Annotated in this window: 18 protein-coding genes and 1 pseudogene; 12 read left to right on the forward strand and 7 right to left on the reverse strand. The window is 69.5% G+C overall.

What is annotated here, in order from left to right; genetic code table 11:
• The coding region (locus D7Y15_RS23915) for a transposase (RefSeq protein WP_233605068.1) at nucleotides 1-457 on the forward strand (457 nt) is incomplete at its 5' end.
• 17 nt (nucleotides 458-474) lie between these two features.
• On the opposite strand, the gene D7Y15_RS23920 is transcribed toward D7Y15_RS23915, so the two are convergent.
• The gene (locus D7Y15_RS23920; protein WP_304988686.1) at nucleotides 475-1,734 is read right to left on the reverse strand and encodes an FAD-dependent monooxygenase; all 1,260 of its coding nucleotides are present in this window, start codon (nucleotides 1,732-1,734) and stop codon (nucleotides 475-477) included.
• A gap of 94 nt (nucleotides 1,735-1,828) precedes the next feature.
• Between D7Y15_RS23920 and D7Y15_RS23925 the strand changes: the two genes are divergently transcribed.
• The 3 genes from D7Y15_RS23925 to D7Y15_RS23935 all read left to right on the forward strand — a co-directional run bounded on the left by D7Y15_RS23925 (nucleotide 1,829) and on the right by D7Y15_RS23935 (nucleotide 4,353).
• Nucleotides 1,829-2,425: a TetR/AcrR family transcriptional regulator gene (locus tag D7Y15_RS23925; RefSeq protein ID WP_158624435.1), complete on the forward strand. Its 597-nt coding sequence runs from the start codon at nucleotides 1,829-1,831 to the stop codon at nucleotides 2,423-2,425.
• Between the two features lie 66 nt (nucleotides 2,426-2,491).
• Nucleotides 2,492-3,943, forward strand: a complete 1,452-nt coding sequence (locus D7Y15_RS23930; RefSeq protein WP_148712855.1) for a GNAT family N-acetyltransferase — start codon at nucleotides 2,492-2,494, stop codon at nucleotides 3,941-3,943.
• Nucleotides 3,916-4,353, forward strand: coding sequence for a hypothetical protein (locus D7Y15_RS23935; protein WP_120577742.1), 438 nt, complete (start codon nucleotides 3,916-3,918; stop codon nucleotides 4,351-4,353). The genes D7Y15_RS23930 and D7Y15_RS23935 overlap by 28 nt, the downstream gene beginning before the upstream one ends.
• Before the next feature lie 66 nt (nucleotides 4,354-4,419).
• On the opposite strand, the gene D7Y15_RS23940 is transcribed toward D7Y15_RS23935, so the two are convergent.
• The 4 genes from D7Y15_RS23940 to D7Y15_RS23955 form a co-directional block, all read right to left on the reverse strand.
• Nucleotides 4,420-5,298: an aldo/keto reductase gene (locus D7Y15_RS23940; RefSeq protein ID WP_121754051.1), complete on the reverse strand. Its 879-nt coding sequence runs from the start codon at nucleotides 5,296-5,298 to the stop codon at nucleotides 4,420-4,422.
• Nucleotides 5,299-5,355: 57 nt separating this feature from the next.
• Nucleotides 5,356-6,135 carry an SDR family oxidoreductase gene (locus D7Y15_RS23945; protein ID WP_121754052.1) on the reverse strand — a complete coding sequence of 260 codons (780 nt, stop codon included), beginning with the start codon at nucleotides 6,133-6,135 and terminating at the stop codon, nucleotides 5,356-5,358.
• Between the two features lie 286 nt (nucleotides 6,136-6,421).
• Nucleotides 6,422-8,236, reverse strand: a complete 1,815-nt coding sequence (locus D7Y15_RS23950) for an ABC transporter ATP-binding protein (RefSeq protein WP_121754053.1) — start codon at nucleotides 8,234-8,236, stop codon at nucleotides 6,422-6,424.
• On the reverse strand, nucleotides 8,233-10,014 hold the full coding sequence (locus D7Y15_RS23955) for an ABC transporter ATP-binding protein (RefSeq protein ID WP_121754054.1): 1,782 nt from the start codon (nucleotides 10,012-10,014) through the stop codon (nucleotides 8,233-8,235). The genes D7Y15_RS23950 and D7Y15_RS23955 overlap by 4 nt, the downstream gene beginning before the upstream one ends.
• A 165-nt stretch (nucleotides 10,015-10,179) precedes the next feature.
• On the opposite strand from D7Y15_RS23955, the gene D7Y15_RS23960 reads away from it, so the two are divergent.
• Nucleotides 10,180-11,214 (forward strand): aldo/keto reductase, encoded by a 1,035-nt coding sequence (locus D7Y15_RS23960; RefSeq protein ID WP_120577747.1) that lies wholly within the window; start codon nucleotides 10,180-10,182, stop codon nucleotides 11,212-11,214.
• A gap of 132 nt (nucleotides 11,215-11,346) precedes the next feature.
• Complete coding sequence (locus tag D7Y15_RS23965) at nucleotides 11,347-13,701, forward strand: arylsulfatase (protein ID WP_121754063.1); 2,355 nt, start codon at nucleotides 11,347-11,349, stop codon at nucleotides 13,699-13,701.
• Between the two features lie 59 nt (nucleotides 13,702-13,760).
• Here D7Y15_RS23965 and D7Y15_RS23970 read toward each other — a convergent pair whose 3' ends face one another.
• Nucleotides 13,761-15,557 carry a M4 family metallopeptidase gene (locus D7Y15_RS23970; protein ID WP_120577748.1) on the reverse strand — a complete coding sequence of 599 codons (1,797 nt, stop codon included), beginning with the start codon at nucleotides 15,555-15,557 and terminating at the stop codon, nucleotides 13,761-13,763.
• A 277-nt stretch (nucleotides 15,558-15,834) separates the two neighbouring features.
• On the opposite strand from D7Y15_RS23970, the pseudogene rpsD reads away from it, so the two are divergent.
• A pseudogene (gene rpsD, locus D7Y15_RS23975) lies at nucleotides 15,835-16,257 on the forward strand (30S ribosomal protein S4); the annotation flags it as partial.
• 116 nt (nucleotides 16,258-16,373) lie between these two features.
• The gene (locus D7Y15_RS23980) at nucleotides 16,374-18,572 is read left to right on the forward strand and encodes an FUSC family protein (protein WP_121754055.1); all 2,199 of its coding nucleotides are present in this window, start codon (nucleotides 16,374-16,376) and stop codon (nucleotides 18,570-18,572) included.
• 209 nt (nucleotides 18,573-18,781) lie between these two features.
• Here D7Y15_RS23980 and D7Y15_RS23985 read toward each other — a convergent pair whose 3' ends face one another.
• Nucleotides 18,782-20,377: a HEAT repeat domain-containing protein gene (locus tag D7Y15_RS23985; protein ID WP_121754056.1), complete on the reverse strand. Its 1,596-nt coding sequence runs from the start codon at nucleotides 20,375-20,377 to the stop codon at nucleotides 18,782-18,784.
• Nucleotides 20,378-20,480: 103 nt separating this feature from the next.
• Here D7Y15_RS23985 and D7Y15_RS23990 point away from each other — a divergent pair, with 103 nt between their 5' ends.
• From D7Y15_RS23990 to rsmB, 4 genes are read left to right on the forward strand one after another with little or no spacing between them, the layout of a single operon-like run.
• On the forward strand, nucleotides 20,481-21,071 hold the full coding sequence (locus D7Y15_RS23990) for a signal protein (RefSeq protein WP_120577752.1): 591 nt from the start codon (nucleotides 20,481-20,483) through the stop codon (nucleotides 21,069-21,071).
• 34 nt (nucleotides 21,072-21,105) lie between these two features.
• On the forward strand, nucleotides 21,106-22,044 hold the full coding sequence (fmt, locus tag D7Y15_RS23995; protein WP_120577753.1) for a methionyl-tRNA formyltransferase: 939 nt from the start codon (nucleotides 21,106-21,108) through the stop codon (nucleotides 22,042-22,044).
• Nucleotides 22,045-22,093: 49 nt separating this feature from the next.
• A complete protein-coding gene (locus D7Y15_RS24000) occupies nucleotides 22,094-23,056 on the forward strand; it encodes a type II 3-dehydroquinate dehydratase (RefSeq protein WP_172813225.1) in 963 nt (320 codons plus the stop codon).
• Complete coding sequence (gene rsmB, locus D7Y15_RS24005; protein ID WP_120577754.1) at nucleotides 23,053-24,369, forward strand: 16S rRNA (cytosine(967)-C(5))-methyltransferase RsmB; 1,317 nt, start codon at nucleotides 23,053-23,055, stop codon at nucleotides 24,367-24,369. The genes D7Y15_RS24000 and rsmB overlap by 4 nt, the downstream gene beginning before the upstream one ends.
• Nucleotides 24,370-24,373: the final 4 nt, after the last annotated feature.

A 24,373-nucleotide genomic window follows, 5' to 3' on the forward strand; every position in this document is an offset into this window, starting at 1 on the left:
CGAGGCCTTCGAGTTTCAGCCCTCGACGCGAGCCGTGGTGTGCCCGGCAGGGCGCACCATGCGGGGGCCCGTGCGCGATACCTCTGGCGCGTGCGAAGCCTACTTCGGCGTCGGATGCGCGGACTGCTCCTTGCGTCCGCGGTGCACAAAGGGCCTGCGCCGCAAACTCACCGTGCGCTGGGAGTACGAACGCTTTCGCCAGGCCATGCTCCTGCGCATGTCCCAACGGGGGGCCGCGGCCCGCTACAACCAGCGCATCGCCACCGTGGAGCCGGTGTTCGCCTCCGTGCAGCACGACATGCGATTCCGTCGTCTCAGCTCCCGCCACCCCAGCACCGTCCGCGCCGAAGTCCTCCTCAAACTCCTGGCCCACAACATCCGCCGGCTGCTGACACGCAGCCGGCTTTTTTGCGTCTACTTCGTGCTGGAGGCCCCTGCCTCCCTTGAGGCTCAGTAGCCAGTCAGCCTTCACCCCTATTCCGCGCAGACCTCCAGTCGGACAGGTTTTCCGTGGGCATCCACGCAGGGGGCGTCCGGGGCGCGGTCTCCGGCCTGCACCCGCGCCGTGTCGCCGGGAACCTCTGGCGCGAGCGGTCCGCCGCGATAGCCCAGGCCCAGTTGCCGCAACTCGTCGCCCCGGTTCAGGGCCTTCATGCGTCCCTGCCGCATGCCGTCGAACAGCTTCGAGGACAGCCCGAGCACCCGCGCGGCGACGGGCAGCCGCTCCGCTTCGTAGGTGTCGAGCAGTGCCGGGTCCGCGCCCTGGAGCACGTGGCCCAGCTTCCAGCCCAGGTTGTAGGCATCCTGCACGCCCGTGTTGAGGCCCTGGCCTCCGGCGGGAGGGTGCACATGCGCGGCGTCGCCCGCGATGAACACGCGGCCCACACGGTAGCGGTCCACCATGCGCACGTTGGGGCGGTACACGGACAGCCAGCTCGCGTCATGCAGTCGCAGCTTGGAGCCAGGGCGGGCGGCCTCCTGGATGCGCTGGTGGATCGCGGCCTCGGTGAGCTCCGGCAGGGGAGCGCCGGGCTTCACCTGGAGGGCGAGCTGGAAGCGGCCCGTGTCGGGCAGCGGGCACAGCGCCACCATGCCGCCCGTGGCGAAGGGCCACACATGCCAGTGCGAGGGGTCCAATCCGTCCACGCGCACGTCGCCCACGACCATGCGCTCCTCCTCGTGGGTGACGCCGTGGAAGGTCAGGCCCAGCGCCTTGCGAACGCGGCTGTGTCCGCCGTCCGCGCCCACCAGGTACTCCGCGCGGACGGTCTCCTCCGCGCCGTCGCGGGTGAGGGTGGCGGTGACGCCGGTGTCGTCCTGGGTAAAGCCGGTGAGCGCGGTGCCGAACTCCACCGGGACTCCCAGCGATGCCAGCCGGTCACGCAGGATGCCCTCGGTGCGGGCCTGGGGTACGAGCCAGGGATTGGGGTGGGGCACGTCCGGGGTGGCGGCGCGGCGGGCCATCATGGTCCAGCGCCCCACGACGAAGCGGCGCCAGTGGAGGCGGAGGCGGGGATAGTCCATGCCCGCGGCGAGCACGGCATCGAGCACGCCCAGGTCGTCCATCACCTCCAGCGTGCGAGGCGAAAGCCCCTTGCCGCGAGACCCGGCGAAGGGGCCCGGGGCCGCATCCACGATTCGCACGCGGATGCCTCGACGAGCGAGGTCACACGCGAGCGTCAGGCCGGTGGGCCCTGCGCCGATGACGAGCACCGGCAGAGTGTCATGGGACATGAAAGGTCTCCTGTCGCGGGGAGGCAGCGACGGAGACAAGAATGTAAGGGACTGCTTATGTTGTCAGCTTGCGTTCCCGTCCCAGGAGTCCGGCATGCCGCGCGCGAAGCTTTCCCCTCGGAAGACACCCACGCAGGAGCGCTCGCGAGCGACGGTGGACGCGTTGGTGCAGGCGACTGCTGACATTCTGGTGCGCGACGGCTACGCGAAGCTGACGACGAACCGCATCGCGGAGCGAGCGGGCGTGAACGTGGCATCGCTGTACCAGTTCTTCCCAGGCAAGGAGGCACTGGTGGTGGAGGTGTCGCGCCGGCACGTGAAGGAGCAGCGCGCCGCCGCCCGAGAGGTGCTGTCGACGCGGAAGTTCAAGACGCTGGAGGACCTCATCCGGACGCTGGTGGCGCTGGGCTTCGCGGCGCACGCGGTGAATCCGAAGCTGCACCACGCGCTGACGGAGGAGCTGCCATCACGTCCCCCCAGGAAGTGGGGTCCGGAGGACGCGCCCATGCTGGAGGCCCTGAGCCAATTCCGCACGGACGTGCCGGACCCGGAGCTGGCCCTGTGGCTCATCGACACGGTGTCCCACGCGGTCATCCACCGCGCCGTGGTGGAGCGCCCCGAGTCCCTGTCCCAGGGGCTGCTCCAGGAGGAGCTGGTGACGCTCCTCCTGCGTTACGTGAAGCGGAAGTGACGGGTGTCAGACGCGTGAGTAGGCTTCACGCTTCATGACAGCAGTAAGGGGGATGTCACGAAGCTCTTGATCGATACGAATGTCTTGATTCCATTGGAGCCCACCTCGCCCGAACAGGTTGAGGCAATGATGGAGCCCGCGACCCGGCTGGTAAGCGCCATTGAAGAGGCTGGCTATCAGCTCTTCATCCATCCAGCCATCAAGGTGGATGTCGAGAGGGACCGCGACGAGGCACGCCGCTGGCTTCGCGAGTTGTTGCTCGGCAAATACCTCCCTCTTCCTGCGCCGCCTCCCGTTCCCACAAGCTGGGACGAGGTTCTGGGGAGCCCTGCACTCCACTCGAATGATTGGGTGGACCACCAGCTGTTGGCCGCTGTTCGGTCCAATGCTGTGGGCGTCCTGGTGACTGAAGACCTGCGCATCCACCGGAAGGCGAAGCGCATCGGACTGAAGGAACGCATTGTCACGGTCGGCGAAGCCCTCGCCATGGTGCAGGGCTTGCGATCCAGGTTCGCCCGGCCTCCGCCAGCGGTGGAGTTCACGTTCGCGCATGACGTCGACACGGAGGATCCTTTCCTCGACAGCCTCCGAGGGGACTACCCGTCGTTCGATGGTTGGTTCCGCAAATGCCAGATGGACCACCGACGATGCTGGGTGGTGCGGGGGCAGGGGCGTCATCTGGCTGCGCTGTGCCTCATCAAGGATGAGGAGGGCGTCCTGGCCTTCAAGGGGCGCACGCTGAAGCTCTGCACGTTCAAGGTTGCGCCCGAGCATCAGGGGCGACGCCTGGGCGAGCTTCTGCTCAAGAGCGTCTTCGAGCACGTTTCGAAGAACGGGCACGACTTCGTCTACGTGACGGCCTACGAGCGCCAGGGCGCGCTCATCGCCATGTTCGAGGATTTCGGATTCCAGGTGGAAGGGCGTACGGAATCTGGCGAATTCGTCCTCTTGAAACGAATGCGTACAGGAGATGCGCTCGAAGCGCTTTCGCCGCTCGACTTTCACGTGCGCCACGGGCCGCCCGCGATGAAGTTCGATGTGCCGTCCTTCATCATCCCCATCGAGCCCAAGTTCCATCACCTGCTCTTCCCGGACGCGGACGCGCAGTTGTCGCTGGAGCCCGGCATCCATCCCTTTGGGAATGGCCTGCGAAAGGCGTACCTGTGCCGGGCGTTGATCCGGCAGATAGAGCCTGGTGCGTCGCTGCTGTTCTACCTGAGCCACTCCCAGAAGGCCGTGACGGTCGTGGGCATCGCCGAGCAGACGCTGGTGTCCGCGAATGCCGAAGAGATCGCCGCCACGGTGGGAAAACGCACGGTGTTCCCCCTTCGCGACATGCAGGTGCTGTGCTCGAATGGCGAAGTGCTCGCCATCCTCTTCCGACAAGCGGCCATCCTGAAGGAGCCCATTCCTCTCGGTGACCTCTGTCGTCATGGAGTGCTCAACGGCCCTCCGCAGTCCATCACCACGGTGCAGCAGGGAGGTCGTGAGTGGCTTCGCCAACGCCTCGGTCTGTAGTCCTGCTGCCCATCCAGCCCCGGTATGCGACGCCCATCCTGGAAGGGCTCAAGCGCGTCGAGTTCCGCAAGCGCGCCTTCCGCAGGGAGGTCTCACACGTCGTCGTCTACTCCTCCAGCCCGGTGAAGCAGGTCGTCGGCTTCTTCGACATCCTGGGCATCGACGAGGCCGCTCCCGAGCAGCTCTGGCGCCGCTACTCGAGGGTGGGGGGCATCCTGAAGGAGGACTACGACCGCTACTTCTCGCGATGCGAGGGGGGCGTCGCGATCCAGGTGGGAAAGGTCCACGTCTTCGCGAAGCCCTTCCCGCTGGGAGATATCTCACCGGAGCTGCGCGCACCCCAGAGCTATGCCTATCTGAGCTCGCACGCGTTCACGAAGATTCGTGGCCGGCGGACGCTCGCCACGTGAAGTGCCGCGAGCACCCCATCCGCCCGTGGGCCGGTGGGGTGCTTCAAGCGAACCAGGGCTGATGCTTCAGCGCCCGGATGCCTGCGCGTCCACTGCGGCCAGCTCGTCCTTGTTGAGCTTCACCTCCGCGCCCGCGACGTTCTCCTCCAGGTGCTTCACGGAGGACGTGCCCGGGATGGGCAGCATCACCGGCGAGCGCTCCAGCAGCCAGGAGAGGGCAATCTGCGCGGGCGTCGCGTTGTGCTTCTTCGCCACGGAGTCGAGCGTGCTCCCCGGCTTCGCCAGACCGCCCGTCGCCAGCGGGAACCAGGGGATGAAACCCAGGTTCTCCTTCTCGCAGTAGTCCAACACCTTCTCGTGCACGCGGTCGGTCAGGTTGTACCGGTTCTGCACCGACACGATGTCCACCACCTTGCGTGCCCGCTCAATCTCCTCCACCGACACTTCCGACAGGCCGATGTGGCGGATCTTCCCTTCCTTCTGCAGCGCCTTCAGCTCGCCCAGCGACTCCTCCACCGGGACCTTCGGGTCGATGCGGTGCAGCTGGTACAGGTCGATGCGCTCCAGCTTCAGCCGGCGCAGCGACATCTCCAGCTGCTGGCGCAGGTACTTCGGCGCGCCCACCGGATGCCACTCGTTGGGCCCCGTGCGCACCAGGCCCGCCTTCGTCGCCACCACCACGCCCTTGGCGTAGGGGTGCAGTGCCTCCGCGATGATCTCCTCGCTGACGTAGGGGCCGTAGGAGTCCGCAGTGTCGATGAAGTCCACGCCCAGCTCCAGCGCGCGGCGCAACACGCGCACCGCCTCCGCCCGGTCCTTGGGCGGGCCCCAGATGCCAGGGCCCGTGAGCTGCATGGCGCCGTAGCCCAGCCGGTGGACGGGCAAATCTCCGCCCAGCTTGAAGGTGCCGCTCTTCTCCGCGGGTCGCGTCGAGGTTCCGCTCATGAGTGCTTCCTCCGTGCAGATGAATGCCTGAATGGATGCATGTGCAGTAAATGCGTTTCAGGCCGTCCGGTACCGCCCAGCCAATGCATGGGTCGCCCCACGCAGCAGTCCTGCCTCCGCCTTCTCCAGGGCAGTGAGGGCCTCCGCTGCCTCCAGTCCGGGGATGCAGACCGTCTCACCGCGCTCCAGCGCGACGAGCGACGCGGTGACGACGTCCTCTGGTGACATGGTGCCGGGATAGCCACCGTTGAACTCCGTGAAGGTCATGCCCGGGCAGACGACCTGCGCCACCACGGGCGTGCCGCGCAGCTCTCCCGCGAGCGTGCGGGTGAAGTGGACGAGGAACGCCTTCGCGCCCGCGTAGGTGGCCCGGTGGGGCAGGGGACCCGGCGGCATCGCGCCGGAGAAGGCGAGCAGGGAGGCGACGTTGATGACCGCGCCCTTGCCCCGCGCCAGCATGCCGGGCAGCGCCGCGCGCGTGGCCAGCATCGGCGCCATCATGTGCAGGTTCGCCAGTCCTTCCAGCGCCGAGGGCTCCACCTGCGCGAAGGGGCCATAGCCACCCACGCCCGCGTTGTTGATGAGCAGGGTGAGGTCCTCGCCCGCCGCGCGCCCGGCCACCCGCTGAAGGTCCGCGTGCACCGTGAGGTCCGCCCGCAGCACCTCCGCGCGGATGCCATGCGCCGCCGTCAGCTCCGCCGCCAGCGTCTTCAGCCGCTCCTCCCTCCGAGCGACCAGGACCAGGTCATACCCGAGCGCCGCCAGCCGCAGTGCGTACACCGCGCCAATTCCCGCGGACGAGCCCGTCACCAACGCTGTCCCTCGACTGCCTGCCATGCCTGCTCCCTGAAGGGGTGAAGAGGGGGCGCGCCCGGCTCCAACGCAATGAATGCTGGAGATCGCCACCGCGAAGCGCATGCCGCCGGGGCCGCACCCTCGGCCGCTGGGTAACGAAGGGCGGTCAGCCGTGCAAGCGAGATGCAGGCCCGGCGGGAACCAAAATGCCGGAGGCGGCCCATCGAGCCACGTCCGAGCGCCGTGGGTGCATGTTTCCGCCCGGCACAGAGGCGGAGCCCCCGCGGCGACGAGGCGGATGGGTTTGGAGGACCGGTCCGGCGCGCGCTCAGCCCAGCGCCTTGACCGTCGGCTCCGGCGTGTCACGGAACTGCTGGTGGTACAGCTCCGCGTAGAGCCCGCCCTTCTCGAGCAGCTCCGCGTGGTTGCCGCGCTCCACCACGGTGCCGTGCTCCAGCACCAGGATGAGGTCCGCGTGGCGGATGGTGTTGAGCCGGTGCGCGATGACGATGCTCGTGCGGCCGGACAACAGCTGCCCCAACGCCAGCTGGATGAGCGCTTCCGTGCGCGTGTCGATGTTCGCCGTCGCCTCGTCCAGGATGAGCACCCGCGGATTGGCGATGACCGCGCGAGCGAACGCGAGCAACTGCCGCTGCCCCTGACTGAGCGTCGCGCCGCCCTCGCCCAGCACGGTGTCGTAGCCCTGCGGCAGTTGGGTGATGAAGTCGTGCGCGTGCACCGCCTTCGCCGCCGCCTCCACGTCCTCGCGGGTGGCGTCCGCCTTCCCATAGGCGATGTTGTCCGCCACCTTGCCGCTGAAGAGGAACGGCTCCTGGAGCACCATGGCCATCTGCCGGCGCAGACTCGCGCGCGTCACCTGGCGCACGTCGTGCCCGTCCACGCGCACCGTGCCCCCCGTCACGTCGTAGAAGCGCGGCACCAGGCTGGCCACCGTCGTCTTGCCCGCGCCCGTGCGCCCCACCAGCGCCAGCGTCTGGCCGGGCTCCAGGTGGAAGGACACGTCGCGCAGCACCGGCCGCGCGGCGTCGTAGCCGAAGGACACGCCCTCGAACACCACCTGGCCCTGGAGCGGCCCCAGCTCCACCGCGCCCGATACGTCTGGCGGCTCCGTGGTCTCGTCGAGGATGGAGAAGATGCGCTCCGCCCCCGCCAGCGCGGACTGCATCAGCGCGGCCACGGACGCGGCCAGCTGCACCGGCCGGAAGAACTGCTGCACGTAGATGAGGAACGCCGCCACGCCGCCCACCGTGAGCTGCCCGCTCAGCGCCAGCGCGCCGCCGTAGCCAATCACCAGCGCCGTGGACAGCGTGGAGAGCAGGTCGATGGCCGGCGAGAACGCGGACGTGATGCCCACCGCCGCCACGTTCGCGTCGCGGTTGGCCGCGTTCCTGTCACGGAATCGCTCGATGTTCTTCTCCGTGCGGTTGAAGGCCTGCGCCTGCCGCACGCCTCCAATCTCCTCCTGGAGGTTCGCCGTCACGTCGCCCACCGTCTGCCGCGTCTTGCGGTAGGCATTGCGCGCCCGCGACGCGAAGAACCACGTGGTGAGCACGATGGCGGGGATGAGGGAGAAGCACGCCAATGCCAGGCGCCAGTTGAGCGCGAACATCGCGACGAGCACGCCCACCAGCCCCAGCAGCGACCCCAACAGCTGCGTCAGCCCCTGCGCGAAGAGCTGGTTGAGCGTGTCCACGTCGCTGAGCAGCCGGCTCATCAGGTCGCCCAGCGGCCGCCGGTCGAACCACGACAGCGGCAGCTGCTGGAGCCGCTCGAAGAGGCGCAGGCGCAGGTCCGACAGGACGTGCTGCCCCGTGTGGCCCACCCGCCGCGTCTGCGCCTGCTGCGTCAGCAAGCCCACGACGTAGACGACGAACAGCACCCCCATCGTCCGCAACAACCCCCAGCCGTCCCCCGAGCCGATGTCGTGGTCGATGGCCCGGCTCATCAGGTACGGCCCCAGCGCCTGGCACGCCGCGCCCACCAGGATGAAGACCATCGCCACGGTGAGCGTGCTTGCGTGCGGACGCAGCTCGCCCAGCAGCCGGCGAAGCACCTTCCCACGGTGCTTCGCGCGGCCCATCTCCAGCTCCGCCATCGCCTCGATGCTTCCAGGCCGCCTCATGCCACCTCCTCCTGACGCGGCGGCTGCAGCTGCGACCCGAGGATGTCGTTGTACAGCTCGCTGGAGGCCTTCAGCTCCTCGTGGCGCCCCTTCGCGGCGATGCGCCCCTCATCCAGCACCAGGATGAGGTCCGCGTCCCGCACGGTGCTGATGCGCTGGGCGATGACGATGGCCGTCCTGCGCTTGTCCCGCATCAGCGCGTCCAGCGCGCCCTGGATGGCGGTCTCCGTGCGCGCGTCCACCGCGGACGTGCTGTCGTCCAGGATGAGCAGGCGCGGATCCGTGAGCAGCGCCCGCGCGATGGCCAGCCGCTGCCGCTGCCCACCGGAGAGCCCCACGCCGCGCTCGCCCACCAGCGTGTCGTAGCCCTGGGGCAGCTCGCGGATGAACTCCGCCGCCTGGGCCGCCTCCGCCGCGGCCTCCACCTGGGCCTGCGTCGCTTCCGGACGCCCGTAGGCGATGTTCTCCCGCACCGTTCCGGAGAACAGCAGCGCGTCCTGGAGCACCACGCCCATCTGCGAGCGCAGGCTCGCGAGCGTCACGTCCCGCACGTCATGTCCGTCCAGCAACACCGCGCCCCCGGTGACGTCGTAGAAGCGCGGCAGCAGGTTGATGAGCGTGCTCTTTCCGGAGCCGGTGGTGCCCAGCACCGCCACCAGCTGCCCGGGCTCCAACGTCACGCTCACGCCGCGCAGGATTTCGCGGTCGCTGCCCGCGTAGCGGAAGCGCACGTCGCGCAGCTCGATGCGGCCCTGCAATGGAGGCAGTGGCACCGCGCCCGGACGGTCCGCCACCTCCACCGCCGTGTCGAGCAGCTCGAAGAGGCGCTGCGCGGACGCGCTCGCTCGCGACATGCTGGCCGCGAAGAAGCCCAGCGTCATCAGGGGCATCAACAGGAAGGTCAGGTAGCTGATGAAGGCCACCAGCTCTCCCAGCGTCAGCTTCTGATGGAGGATGCGCCAGCCTCCCACGCCCACCACCATCAGCGTTCCCATGCTGGCGATGAAGGTGACCAGGGGGAAGTTGCCGGCCAGCGCGTCCACCACCCGCAGGTTCTTCTCCTTCAGCTCCGCGTTGGTCTTCCCGTAGCGCTCCAGCTCCCTCGCCTCGCCGGAGAAGGCGCGCACCACGCGCAGCCCGCGCAGGTCCTCCTGCAGCGTGGTGTTGAGCGAGCCCAGCAGCGCCTGCAGTTGGCCGAACAGCGGACGCATCCGCTGCATGAACCGGCGCAGCACCCACAGGATGGGCGGCACGGTGCTCAGCGCCGCCAGCGCCAGCACCGGATCCAGGTACAGCAGCAGCCCCGCGCAGCCCACCAGCATCGCCGCCGCCGCGGCGAACTGCACCACGCCGCTGCCCACGAAGGTGCGCACCGCCTCCACGTCGCTCGTCAGCCGCGTGAGCAGCTGCCCCGTCTGCGCCTGGTCGTAGTAGCTGAAGGACAGCCGCTGGATGCGCGCGAAGAGCGCGTCGCGCAAATCAAACGCCACGCCCTGTGACGCGCGCTCCGCCAGGTAGCCCTGCAGGAAGTTGAACAGGCCGCGCCCCAGCGCGATGGCGACCAGCCCGCCCACCGCCAACCACACGGGCCGTATCTCCCCGCGCGCGAGCCCGTGGTCGATGGCGATGCGGATCATCTGCGGCGCGCCCAGGTTCGCCACGGAGACGAGCAGCAGCGACAGCAGCGCGCCCAGCGCCTCCAGGCGATAGCGGCGCAGATAGCCCAATGCCCGCAGGATGGGCGGACGGCCGGATGCGGGTGGCGCGGACGTGCTCACGTGAGACCTGGACCCCTTCCTCCCCACCCGGGAAGGCGCGCGCATGATGGGCGCCCCCACGCTCCGCTTCAAGCATCACGCGCGTCGCGAAACGACGGTTGCGCGCCGCGCCACGGCCCGTTACGTGGGCCGCCTTTCCTCCCGCTTCGTCACGAGGTGAACGTCATGGAGTACCGGCAGCTGGGTGGTTCTGGTTTCAAGGTCCCCGTCCTCAGTCTGGGCACGGGCACGTTCGGTGGCGCTGGTGATTTCTTCAAGGGCTTCGGCTCCAGCGACGTGAAGGAGGCCACGCGGCTCGTGGACATCGCGCTCGACGCGGGCGTGAACATGTTCGACTCCGCTGATGGCTACTCCGCCGGGCTCGCGGAGGAGATTCTCGGCAAGGCGCTGGAGGGCCGGCGCGACAAGGCCATCATCTCCACCAAGGCCACCTTCCGCGCGGGCACGGGGCCCAACGACGTGGGCTCCTCGCGCTTCCACCTCACGCGCGCAGTGGAGGCCTCGCTGCGCCGGCTGAAGACGGACTACATCGACCTGTTCCAGCTCCACGCCTTCGACGCGGTGACGCCCGTGGAGGAGGTCCTCAACACGCTGGACGGCTTCGTGCGCGCGGGGAAGATCCGCTACCTCGGCTGCTCCAACTTCTCCGGCTGGCACCTGATGAAGTCGCTGGCCGTGTCGGAGCGCTACAACCTGGCGCGCTACGTGGCCCACCAGGCCTACTACTCGCTCGTGGGCCGCGACTACGAGTGGGAGCTGATGCCGCTCGCGCAGGACCAGAAGGTGGGCGCGGTGGTGTGGAGCCCGCTGGGCTGGGGCCGGCTCACCGGCAAGCTGCGCCGGGGCGCGCCGAAGCCGGAGACCAGCCGCCTCAACAACCCCGCCACCGCGGCCGGCGGCCCGCAGGTGCCGGAGGAGTACCTCTTCAAGGTCGTGGACGCGCTCGACGCCGTGGCCCAGGAGACGGGCAAGACGGTGCCGCAGGTGGCGCTCAACTGGCTGCTCCAGCGGCCCACCGTGTCCAACGTCATCATCGGCGCGCGCACGGAGGAGCAGCTGCGCCAGAACCTGGGCGCCATCGGCTGGAACCTCACGCCCGCGCAGGTGGCCACGCTGGACGCCGCCAGCACCACGCCCTGGCCGTACCCGTACTTCCACCAGCGCCAGTTCCACGAACGCAACCCGTTCCCCGTGACGTGAGCGGGGTGTGAAGCAGGAGGCGGCCAGGGCCTGGGTCCGGCCGCCTCCGTCCTGAGGGCAGATTCGCTGCCTCCGGGGGCGATGCACCTCACGCACGAGAACGTTTCTCGCCGCGTGGAGGCGCGCCCGCACATGTCCCTCAAGGAATACAAACCCGGCAGTCCGTTTCCCGGCGTCATCGGCCGCACCTGGGAGCAGTCGTCTCCCGCGTGGCCGTCTCCCCTGCGCTCGAAGCCCGGCGCGCCCAACGTCCTGTTCATCATCCTGGATGACATGGGCTTCGGGCACCTGGGCTGCTACGGCTCGCCCATCCGCACGCCGAACCTGGACCGGCTGGCGCAAGGCGGGCTGCTCTACAACAACATGCACACCACCGCGCTGTGCTCGCCCACGCGCTCGTGCATCCTCACCGGCCGCAACCACCACTCCAACGGGATGGGCACCATCACCGAAACGTCGCTGGGCTACCCCGGCTACAACGGCACCATCCCCTTCGAGAATGGCTTCCTCTCCGAGATGCTGATGGAGGCCGGCTACAACACGTATGCCATTGGCAAATGGCACCTGACCCCCGCGGAGCAGACGAGCGCCGCCGGGCCGTACTCGCGCTGGCCGTTGGGCCGCGGCTTCGAGCGCTTCTACGGCTTCCTGGGCGGGGACACGCACCAGTACTACCCGGACCTCGTCCACGACAACCACGCCATCCGCCCGCCCGGCACTCCGGAAGAGGGCTACCACCTCACCCCGGACCTGGTGGACCGCGCCATGGACTGCATCGCGGACACCAAGCAGGTCGCGCCCGACAAGCCCTTCTTCCTCTACTTCGCCACCGGCGCCATGCACGCGCCCCACCACGTCCCCCGCGAGTGGGCGGACGCCTACGCGGGCCAGTTCGACGACGGCTGGGACGCCTACCGCCAGAAGGTGTTCCAGAAGCAGCTGGAGCTGGGCGTGGTTCCCCGGGGCACGCAGCTGTCCCGGCATGACCCGGACGTGCAGGACTGGGGCTCGCTGCCGCCGGAGGAGAAGCACCTCTACTCACGCATGATGGAGGTCTTCGCGGGCTTCCTGGAGCACACGGACCACCACATCGGCCGGCTGCTGAAGTTCCTGGAGGACACCGGCGAGTTGGACAACACGCTCATCATGGTGCTGTCCGACAACGGGGCCAGCGCGGAGGGCGGGCCGCACGGCTCCGTGAACGAGCTGAAGTTCTTCAACAACGCGCCGGAGTCCCTGGAGCAGAACCTGGCGGCACTGGAGGAGCTGGGCGGCCCGAAGCACTTCAACCACTACCCGTGGGGCTGGGCCTGGGCGGGGGACACGCCGTTCCGCCGCTGGAAGCGGGAGACGTACCGCGGCGGCACCACCGACCCGTTCCTCGTCCACTGGCCCCAGGGCATCCAGGCGAAGGGCGAGGTTCGCACGCAGTACGCGCACGCCATCGACATGGTGCCCACGGTGCTGGACTGCCTGGGCCTGGAGCCGCTGGCGGAGATCCGCGGCGTCACCCAGTCACCCATCGAAGGCGTCAGCTTCAAGCACACGTTCAACGACGGGAACGCGCCTGGCCGACACCGCACGCAGTACTTCGAGATGTTCAGCTCGCGCGCCATCTACCACGACGGCTGGCGCGCGGTGTGCCCGTTCCCCGGCCCGTCCTTCAAGGAGGCCGGAGAGGGCTTCGGTGAGTCACTGCTCGACGAGGACCGGCTGCGCGAGCTGGATACGCACGGCTGGGAGCTGTACCACGTGGCGGAAGACTGCTCCGAGACGAAGAACGTGGCGGAGGCGCACCGGGGCAAGCTCATCGAGATGATCGCCCTCTGGTACGCCGAAGCCGGGCGCTACCAGGTGCTGCCGCTCGCGTCGCCCACCCGCGCCGTGTTCGCCATGGAGCGCCCGCAGCTCACGAAGGACCGCACGCGCTACGTGTACCGGCCGCACACGTCGCCCGCGCCGGAGAACGCGGCGGTGCACGTGCTCAACCGGCCCCACACCATCACCGCCGACGCGGAGGTGACGCGGGACACGGAGGGCGTGCTGCTCAGCCACGGCGGCCTCACCGGCGGCTACTCACTCTTCATCCAGGACCACAAGCTGCACTACGCCTACAACTACCTCGGCGAGCAGGAGTTCCACATCGAGTCGGCGGTGGACGTGCCGGAGGGACGCTCGCAGCTGCGGTTCGAGTTCGAGCCCACCGGCAAGCCAGACCTGAAGGTGGGGCGGGGCACTCCCGGACGCGGCCGGCTCTACATCAACGGCGACCTGGTGGCGCAGAGCACCATCGACGCGACCATGCCGGTGGCCATCAGCCTGGGAGAGGGGCTCACCTGCGGCCGGGACGAGAACTCGCCCGTCAGCCAGCGCTACACCGCGCCCTTCGAGTTCACCGGCACGCTCCACGAGGTGACGGTGGACGTCTCCGGGGAGCACGTCCGGGATACCGCGGGCGAACAGAAGGCCGCCATGGCGAAGCAGTGAAATGAAAAAGGCCCGGACGGGAGCGCAGGGCTCCCGGCCGGGCCTGAAAGCTCAGCGGACTACTTGGTCACGCCGACGGCGGTCCAGGCCTCGGCGACCTTCTTCGCCTCGGTGGAGTCCTTGCCGTACAGGTCCGTGGCGGCCTTGATGGTCGCGGCGCGGGCCTGGGAGAAGTTCGTCTGCGGCGTCATGTACGTGGTGAGCGCGCGGCCGAAGACCTTGAGGCTCTTCTCCATGCCGATGCCGTCCTTCACCTCGATGCCGGACGTCTTGTTCTTGCCGCCCTCGGTGAGGAGGAAGAAGGCGTTGTTCGCGATGCCGCTGGAGCCGTGGACCTCCGTCATCTTCGGGAAGTTCTTGTAGTTGTCGATGGAGTAGCCGTCCGCCGTCGGGTCGTTCATGTAGCGGAGGGCGTCCGTGTTGTCGCCGTTCTTGGGCGTCCACGCGTCCTCGCCCACCGCCCAGTCGAACTTCACCGCGCTGTTTTTCTGGCTGGCGAACCACTCCACGCCGGTGCCCATGATGTCGCTGAAGGACTCGTTGAGGCCGCCGGACTCACCCTCGTACTCCAGGCCCGCGGTGCGCTCCGTGAGGCCGTGGGTGATTTCGTGGCCGGCGATGTCCAGCGTGGTGAGCGGGCCGGAGTCCTTCCCGTCGCCGTCGCCGTACTGCATCTTCTCGCCGTCCCAGAACGCGTTCACCAGGTTCACGTCGGTGTGGACGTAGGAGACGAGCTTCTCACCCTTGCCGTCGATGGAGTCGCGGCCGAGGATCTCCTTGTAGAAGTCGTAGGTCATCTCCGCGCCGTAGTGCGCGTCCACCGCGGTGGCGGCGCGCGACGGGTCGGTCTTCTCGCCCCAGACGTCGTTGTTGTCGGTGAAGCCCGTGGTGCCGGACGCTTCCTCGCGGTTCTTCGCGTCGTACGTCACGATGCCCTTGCCGCGCGTCTTGTCGTCCAGGGAGAACGTGCCGTCCTTGTTCTTCGTGGTCTGGATGTCGACCTTGCCGCTGTACATCGTCTGGTCGTCCGCCACGCGGCCCGCGCTGCCCGGAGTCGTGGGCGTCGTCGGGGTGGTGGGCGTCTGCGCGGGCGTGCCCGAGGTGCCGCCAGCGCGCTTGGCGTTGGTCGTGCGGTCCAGGTGGCTCAGCGTGTTGTACTGCTTGAGGGACTCGCCGGTGTTCGCGTCGATGAAGTAGTTCATCGAGCGCGGGTCCTTGCCGTCGGACACCTTCGTGTCGGTGAGCGTCACGTGGTAGGCGGCGTGGTACTGGCCGTCCTTGCCCTTGACGATGACCTTCTCCGCGGTGGGCGCCTTGGACGTCTCGCCGTTGAAGTCCTTCTGCGCCACGGCCAGCGCGTCCTTCGCGGTCAGCTTCGTGGGCGCCTTGCCAATGCCCGCCGGGATGTTGGTCACGTCGCCCGTCAGGCTGTCGAACTGACCCTTCGCGTCCAGGTGGCCGATGATCTGCTCACCGGCGACCTTCAGGCCCTCGTGCATGCGGTCCATGCGCACGTGCGTCATGCCCAGTTGGTCGCGCTCCACCGTGCGCGGCGAGAACGACGTGCCGCCCGTGATGCCCGTCAGCTGCGGGTTCTTCTGGTTCACGTACGACACCGTCTGCTGCACGGCCTGCTGCGCCTGGGGGCTGGTGAGGTCCACCGGGCCCGGCGTCAGCTTCTGGCCCACGCCGTTCAGCGCCACCGTGGCCTTCGCCTTGGAGGGCGCGCCCGTGCTGAAGCTGGACTGCGAGCTCATGCCCACCGGGCCCTGGGGCTTCACGGTGTTCACCGGCTTCGTGTCGGTGCGGTTCTGGGTGGCAACAACGGGCTTCGACAGGTCGGTGCGCAGGGCCATGGGGGGCGGGCTTTCGGGGGAAGGTGAAGCGGACAAATTGATTCTCGTGTCAGCCGTCCCATTGTTGCGTGTGGGTTGTTGCTTACACGATCATGAGTGGGTCCAAGCTCATGAATTCACAGGTGAAGTTTTCGTCCTACATTCACCCCGGAAGCACATTCCGACCGGTAGGTAGGCAGGTGCGCGGGGTTGTATTTCCGTTCATTTTCACCCTGCCTGCGCACGGCCGTCCACCCACCCCCCGTGTCTGGAAGCTTGACCGGCCGCTCCCCGGCGGGAGAAGCAGTGCCGCATCGCGTTCCTGGAGGCGCGCCGGTCCCCGGGCAACACGGGCAAGGTGCTGATGCAGCTGTTGGAGAGCCGGCTGGACGCGCTGGTGCTGCGCGCGGGGCTGGCCACGAGCATCCGGCAGGCGCGGCAGTTCGTGCGCCACGGCTACTTCCAGGTGAACGGCAAGCGCGCGGACATCCCGAGCATCCGGCTCAAGCCGGGCAACGAGGTGCGCTTCCATCCGGAGCACCTGAAGCTCGCGGCGGTGCAGGACGCCTTCGGACGGATGAAGTCCCGCCAGGTGCCCGCGTACGTGCAGGTCCTGGGGGCAGGGGAGGGCATGCGCTACGTGCGGCTGCCCGAGCGTGAGGAGATCCCCGTGGACGTGAACGAGCCGTTCATCGTCGAGTACTACGCGCAGCGCAGCTGACCGCCTGGCCGCCTTGTGTCCGTTCGCCGTGCCTGCGAGCGGGCAGGGGCGGAATCCGGCGCTCGCGCACCCCATCTTCTTCCTCCAGGGGACGTTCACCCGGGGAAGGAGCGGGGATGCGTGGGGACGGAGGCGAGACGGTGGCGGACGGCTGGGTGGCGCCCCGGGGGCGTGCGGCCCGTGGACAGCTGCCCCGTCACGTCGCGGGCCTCTTCCGCTTCCAGCCGGGCCGGCCCGCGGTGTCGGCGGGGCTGCGCACGGGGCTGGCGCTGGGGGTTCCGCTGCTCATCTCCGCGCTCCTGTCGCAGCCCGCGGTGTCCTGGGCGGGCATGGCCGGGCTCTTCGTCGCGCTGGTGGACAAGGGCGGGCCGTACCGCACGCGCGCTCGGGCCATGGGCGCGATGACGGTGCTGGGCGCGTTGGTGGGGTTCATCATCGCGCTGCCGAGTCCCTTCTGGGTGGACGTGGCGTTGACGTTCTTCTGGGTGACGGCGTGCGGCTTCGCGCGCAGCTTCGGGGACACGCCGGGCATCGTGGGCATGCTGCTGGCGAACCTGTTCGTGGTGTCGCTGGCCCTGCCGCAGCGTGGGCCGGAAGCCGTGCTGTCGCAGGCGGCGTACTTCGTCGCGGGCGGCCTGTGGTCCATGTTCCTGGCGCTGGTGTTGTGGCCGCTCAGGCCCTACCGCCCCGCGCGGCTCGCCATCGCGGCCTGCTACGACGAACTGGCGGACCTCGCGGACGCGGTCGCGGGCTGGCCCATGGAGGGGCCCTCGCGGGTGGGGACGTGGGAGGCGGTGCAGCGGGCCGCGCGCATGCGGCAGTCGCTGGAGACGGCGCGCGCGACATTGGGGGCCACGCGCCAGGGACGGCAGGAGGAGAGCGGCCGGGGCGAGCACCTGCTGGTGTTGCTGGAGGACGCGGACGCGCTGTCGCTCCTGCTCACGGCGATGTCGGAGGCGCTGGACGAAGCGCCACGCCAGGGGGCGTGCCGCACGGCCCGTATCGAGGCGCAGCACGCGCTGGGCGCGTTGGCGGTGGACCTGCGGGGCGTGGTGGGCTCGCTGGTGCGGGGCACGGTGCCGGTGCCGTCGTCGTGGGACGCGGAGCGGGTGACGCGGGTGCTCCAGGCGGACGGGGGACTGCCGGAGCCGGCGCGCTCGCAGTACTCGCACGTGGCGGGGCTGCTGGGGCGGCTGCGGGAGTACAGCGCGGTGGCGCTGGATGTGGCGTCCCGGCTGGAGAGCGGCGAGCCGCTGCCGGAGCGGGACACGAAGCCGCTGGGGCTGGAGCCGGGGCGCAGGCGTTCGTGGTGGAAGGTGCTGCGCGACCATCTGACGCCGGAGTCGGTGGTCTTCCGGCACGCGTTGCGGCTGGGGCTCACCGCGACGGTGGCGACGGCGCTGGCGGAGGGGCTGGGGCTCAATCACTGGTACTGGGTGACCATCACGGTGATTGTCGTGTTGCAGCCGTACTCGGGGCTCACCACGGAGAAGGGGCTTCAGCGTGTGGCGGGCACGTTCTTGGGCAGCGTGTTGGCCATGGGGCTGGTGCACGTGCTGCCCGCGCAGTGGCTGATGCTCGCGGCCATCGTGCTGCTGGTCTGCGTGTCGGTGAGCGTGCGGCCGCTGAACTTCACGGTGTACCAGGTGCTGCTGGCGCCAGCGATGGTGCTGCTCGCGGAGCTCCAGACGGGAGACTGGGGGCTTGCGGGGGTGCGCATCCTCAACACGCTGATGGGAGGCGTGCTGGCGCTGGTGGGCATCCGGCTGCTGTGGCCGAGTCCCGAGCACGCGCGCTTCGCCGAGGCGGTGGCCGGCGTGCTGAAGGCGGACCAGCACTACCTGCGCGAGGTGGCGCGGACGCCGGTGTCCACGGAGGTGGCGCTGCGGGAGGCCCGCCGCAAGGTGGGCGTGGCGCTGTTGTCCGCGGAGGCGTCGTTCCAGCGCTTGCTGAGTGAGTGGAAGGGACCGGCGAAGGAGCTGGAGCCGGGGATGGCGTTGATCACCTATGCGCGCCGCTTCACCGCGGCCGTGACGGCGTTGGCGGCGAGCCGCGCGTGGCATCAGGAGTCGGACCTGGGGCCGGTGGTGCGCTACGCGTCGGACGCGCTGGAGGAGCTGTCCGCGGCGTTGGTGGCGCGCCGCGTGCCGTCAGCGCTCAAGCGCGAGACTCCGGGCCTGGAGGGCGCGGACGCGCTGGCGCGCACGCAGCTGTCGCGGCTGGTGCGTCAGCTGGGTGTGCTCCATCATGCGGTGGAGCGAATGCCGCCCGCGCTGCGTGCTTCGGAGGATGGCGCTACTCCCGTCCCCGCGTGACCCGTGGCATGCAGCGGAGGCCACCGCCAGCGCGTGTTTCGCCACGTGGTGGCGCACTTGTCGCCGCGCTGCGTGCTTCGGAGGATGGCGCCACGCCTGTCCTCGCGTGACCCGTGGCATGCGCGGCGGCAGGGACTCGCGCATCCGCCCCGGACGCGGCTTGCGCGGGGGCACATGCGCGTGCCCTCCGCGCACTTCCAGGATGCGCGCTACGCCCGCTCCAGCTTGACCATCAGTCGGCGCAGGTCCTCGTTCACGCGCACGAAGTTGGAGTTGCCCTTCTCGTCCTCCAGCTGCTTCTTCAGCGCGGGCAGGGACGCCTCACGCAGCTTCTTCGCCGCGCCGGGCGCGTCCGCCAGCCAGTCCACCGCCTGGATGACCGTGGCGCGCGCCTCGGTGTCGCGCTCGGTGAGCCGGGACGCCAGCGTCGGACCCTGGTCCGCCGCCCCGGAGCGCCCCACCTCCAGCGCCGCGCGCTGCAACAGCACCGCGTCCGCCTTGGGCAGCCGCTGCGACCAGCAGCCCGCGTTGCCGCTGCACGTCTGCGCCGCCTCCAGCACCGCCCCATATCCCTGCACCTGATCCGCGCGCTTCTTGCCCAGCGCCGCGGCATCCTGGCATCCGTCCTCGCCCGTCTCCTGGCAGTCCGCCGCAGTGCGCGCGGGCTCCGCCGCCGCCAGCTTCGCGAGCATCGGCTGCTCCCGCGCATCCCCCAGGAGCGCGATGCCCTTCATGGCGATCTCCCGCGAGTACCAGTCCCCGGTGCCCGCCGCCTTCTCCAGCGCGGGGAGCGCGTCCCGGCTGCCCAGCAGCGCCAGCGCCCGCACGTACGCATCCCGCACCGTCGGGTCCGGCTCACCCACGAGCCCCGCGAGCGGCTTCACCGCCTCCTGCGCACGCATCCTCCCGAGCGCGTCCGCCGCCTGCATCCGCACCAGCGCTTGAATCTGGGGATCCGAGTGCGTGAACGACAGCTGCTTCAACAGCGTGGGCACCGCGCGCTTCTCCCGGAGGTCGCCCAGCACCTGCGCGGCCTTCATCGGGTAGCTGGCGGGGTTCACCCCCTGCGCCTTCGCCCACGTGAGCAGCTCCGCGTCCTTGCCCTCCAGCACCGGTAGCAGCGCGTCCGCCGCGGGCGCGCCCAGCTGGAACAGCGCGAAGCTGCTCTCCACGTAGAACGACATGCCCCGGCGCTCCTTCGTCAACGTGCGCATCAGCGCCGGCACCGCGCGCGGATCCCCAATCTGCCCCAGCGCCTCGATGGCCTTCTTGTTGAGGAACGGCTCCGCGGACTCGTCCGTCGCCAGCTGGATGAGCGGCTCCACCGCCGGCTTCGCCTTCAGCGCGCCCAGCACCTGGATGGCCTCGATGCGCGTGTAGTTGTCCTTGCTGCGCAAGAGCGGCACCAGCGACGGCACCGCGCGCTCATCCCCAATCCGCCCCAGCGCGCCCACCACCGCCTTGTTCACCTGTTGCGCCGGCACATCCGAAGCCCCGGGGTCCAGCGCCGCCGTCAGCGGCTCCAGCGACGTCGGGTGGTGCAAATCCCCCAGCGTCCGGGCCACCGCCGCCTTCACCTCCGGCCGGCGCTCCGAGGACAGCCGCCCGTGCAGGAAGGGCAGGAACTGTTCATTGACGTTGCCCGACGTGCGCAGCGACTCAATCACTCGCACCTTGTCGTCGGGGCGTTTGGCCCCCTCCAGACTGGACTGCCAGTACTCCGGCGTCTTGGGGTCTTCCTTCTTGCAACCCCCCAGGGCAAGGCAGGACACGGCCAGGGACAGGGCGACGAGTGAGCGGGACATGGGGCTCCTTTACGTCCGAACGTCTGGGCTTCCGTCGGGTGTAGACCTGTCCTGACGAAGGACGCAAACCTCCCCCACCTCCTGGGGTACGCTGGTCAACGACATGCCCCATGCCGAAGACAGTCGTAACGCGTCGCGTCCGACCATCATCCGCCGGACGTACCTGCTCGACCGAGAATTCCAGCTCAAATACATCTTGCTGCTCACCGGCATGGGCGCCGGGAGCATGTTGCTGTTCGGCGTGCTAGCGCAGCAGGTGCACCGCATGTCCGCCGAAGAGGGCCTGTCCAGCGTGGAGACGCTCTGGTGGCTCACCGGCGTGGCCACCGTGGGTCTGGGCATCGCGCTCGGGTTGTTCGGGCTCCTCTTCACGCACCGTGTGGCGGGCCCCGTCCACGTGATGAGCCTCTACGTCGCGGCGCTCGCGGCGGGCCGCTATCCGCGCCTGCGCCCGCTGCGGCGCAAGGACGAGCTGCGCGCCTTCTTCGCGCGCTTCAGCGAAGCGGTGGACCGCATCCGGCAGCGCGAGGCGGACGAAGCGATGGCTCTGGAGAAGGCGCTGGACGCGCTCAAGGACGTGGCCACCACTCCGGAGACGCGCGAGGCCCTGTCCACGCTGGAAGCGCTGCGCGCACGCAAGCGCCAGGCGGTGGACACCTCCGCGCCGCCCGCCGCCTTCAAGTCCGTGGCCTGACCCCATCCCTTTTTCCACACGAGATTTCCCTCACATGAGCAGCCGACCCCGCATCGTCTTCATGGGCACGCCCGAGTTCGCCGTGGCCTCGCTGGAGGCCTGCTTCGACGTGGGCGACGTCGTGGCCGTCGTCACCCAGCCGGACAAGCCCAAGGGCCGGGGCAACGCCGTCACCGCGCCGCCCGTGAAGGAGCGCGCGCTGGAGAAGGGCATCCCCGTGCTCCAGCCGCAGAAGCTGCGCACGCCGCCGTTCTCCGAGGAGCTGCGCCAGTACGCCCCCGACGTCTGCGTGGTGACGGCGTACGGAAAGATTCTCCCCAAGGACCTGCTGGCGCTTCCGGTGAAAGGCTGCGTGAACGTGCATGCCTCGCTGCTGCCTCGCTTCCGGGGCGCCGCGCCCATCCAGTGGGCCATCGAGCACGGCGACAGTGAGACGGGCGTGTCGCTGATGGTGATGGATGAGGGCCTGGACACGGGACCCGTGCTGGCGATGAAGCGGCTGCCCATCGCGCCGGACGAGACGAGCGCCACGCTGCACGCGAAGCTGTCCTCGCTGGGCGGCGACATCCTGCGCGAGTCCCTGCCGCGCTACCTCCGCGGCGAGCTGACGCCCCAGCCCCAGCCCTCCGAGGGCATGGTGCTGGCGCCCATCATCGACAAGGAGAACGGCAAGCTGGACTTCGCGAAGTCCGCGGTGGAGCTGGACCGCCGCCTGCGCGCCTTCACGCCGTGGCCCGGTGCATACACGCTGCTGGGTGGCAAGGTCTTCAAGGTGCACCGGATGCGGCCCGCGGAAGGGAAGGGTGCACCCGGCACCGTTCTGTCCGCGGGGCCAGAGGGCATCGAGGTCGCTTGTGGCGAGGGCTCGCTCGTCCTCCTGGAGGTCCAGCCAGAGGGCAAGCGGGTGATGCGCGCGGCGGACTTCCTCTCTGGAAACAGATTGCAGCCGGGCAGTCAGCCGTTCACGTCTTGAGCGCGCCGCCGAGCGCCATGTGGAATTCTCGCGTCATGGAGTCGCACGGATGGGCATGAAGCTGCTGGTGTTGCACGGACCGAACCTCAACCTCCTGGGCGAGCGTGAGGACGTCGTGGGGGGCCGCCTGACGGACCTCGACGCGGCCCTGCGCGCGAAGGCGAAGGAGCTGGGACTGACGCTGACCCTCGTCCAGTCCAATCACGAGGGCGTCCTCATCGACACGATCCACGCCGAGCGCAAGAACGTGGAGGGCATCCTCATCAACCCGGCGGGCTACTTCACGTCCTACGCGCTGAAGGAGGCGCTGGAGGCGGTGGGGCTGCCCACCATCGAGGTGCTGCTCAAGCCGCCCGCCCGCGAGTCCGTGGTGGCGGAGGCGTGCGCCATGCAGGTGCTGGGGCTGCACGGCTTCGACCCGTACATCCAGGCCCTGGAGACCTTCGCGAGCGGCATCTTCCACCCCGCCATCCCCGGGCCGGTGAAGTCGCTGGGCCGCCGCAAGAAGTCCGCCGGGCCCGAGGACGAAGACTCGCGTCCGAGGCCCAAGCTGGTGGGCCGCGTGCACCCGCTCAAGAAGGACGACGCGCCGGAGCCCACGCCATTGGTCACCACGCCCGCGCGGTCGCTGCGGCGCACGGCGGAGGCCGGGGGCCCGTTGAAGACGCTGGGCCGCAAGTCCGTGCCCACGGTCGTGCAGACGGACGGCAAGCCGGGAAAGACGCTGGGCCGCGCGGCGAAGGGCGGATCCACGCCCGCGTCGGACCTGCTCACCCGGGCGCTCGTGCGCCAGAAGATCGCGGACCGGCTGGCCGGACGGCTCAGTGAAGCGGAGCTGGCCACCTGGGCCCGCGCGAAGTATCAGCAGGTCCAGCGTGGTGAACCGGCGGAGAGCGGCCACCGCGAGCTGCTGGAGGACAGCCTCCAGAGCCTCACTTTGTCCCATCTGCCCGCGACGCGGATGTCGGACGAGCAACTGGTGGACCTGATGACCCGGCTGGAAGAAGGATGAGCGCCCGTATCCTCGCCATCAACATCCTCGCGCGCGTGCGCGCGACGGATGCCTACCTCAACGTGGTGCTGGACACGGTCCTGTCGGAGACGCCTCCGAAGGACCCCCGCGACGCGGCGCTCGTCACCGAATTGACCTACGGCACGACCCGGCGGCAGCTCGCGCTGGACTACGCCATCACCCGCTTCGCGGACCGCAAGCTGGACGCGCTGGAGGACAAGGTCCTGGCCGCCCTGCGCGTGGGCGCCTACCAGCTCTTCCACACCCGCGTGCCCGCGCGCGCCGCCGTGGCGGAGACGGTCCAGGCCCTCAAGGACGTGGGGCTCGGGCGCGCGGCGGGCTTCACCAACGCCATCCTGCGCAAGCTGTCAGAGCTGCCCTCGCCGCCGCTGCCTTCGCAGAAGGACCCGGTGGAGTACCTGTCCGTGCGCGAGAGCCACCCGCGCTGGCTGGTGGAGCGGTGGATCCGCCAGTTCGGCCGCGAGCGCGCGGAGGCGATGCTCGTCGCCAACAACCTGCCGCCCGCCGTCGTCATCCGCGCCAACACCTCCAAGGTGACGCGCGACGCGCTGCTCGCGCAGCTGAAGGACGTGGGCGTGGAGGCGCGCGCCACGGAGGCCTCGCCCGTGGGCATCATCCTGCCGCCCGTGGGCCGCGTGGAGGACGTGTACGGCTACTCGGAAGGGCTGTGGCAGGTGCAGGACGAGGCCGCGCAGTTGGTGGGCGTCTACGGCGCCATCCCGGAGACCGCACGGGTGCTGGACGCGTGCGCGGCGCCGGGCGGCAAGGCCTGCCACCAGGCGGAGACGCACGACGTCGTCGCGGTGGACCTGCACGCCAACAAGCTGCGGAAGATTGAATCGGAGGCCCACCGCCTGGGGCTGTCCGGGCGCCTGAAGGCCTACGCGCACGACGCGTCCGAGCCGTTCCCCGAAAGCTGGGGCGAGTTCCACGCGCTGGTGGTGGACGCGCCGTGCTCCGGGCTGGGCACGCTGCGCCGGCACCCGGAGTTGCGCTATCGCCGCAAGGAGGAGGACGTGGCCCGGCTGGCGACGCTCCAGCGGCGCATCCTGGAGAACTGCCAGGAAGCGGTGCCGGCGGGCGGCCTGCTCGTCTATGCCGTCTGCACGCCGGAGCCGCAGGAGGGGCAGGACCAGGTGGACATGTTCCTGCGCAGCCACCCGGAGTGGACGGCCGAGCCGCCCGTGCTTCCCGGACTCAAGCTGCCGCTCGCCCAGGCCTGGCTGCGCACGCTGCCCGGGCCGGAAGGCTACGACGGCTTCTTCGCGGCCCGGCTGCGCAAGCTCTACTGAGGCT

Origin of the sequence: Corallococcus sp. AB030, assembly GCF_003668965.1 — a bacterium.
Classification (GTDB): domain Bacteria; phylum Myxococcota; class Myxococcia; order Myxococcales; family Myxococcaceae; genus Corallococcus; species Corallococcus exiguus.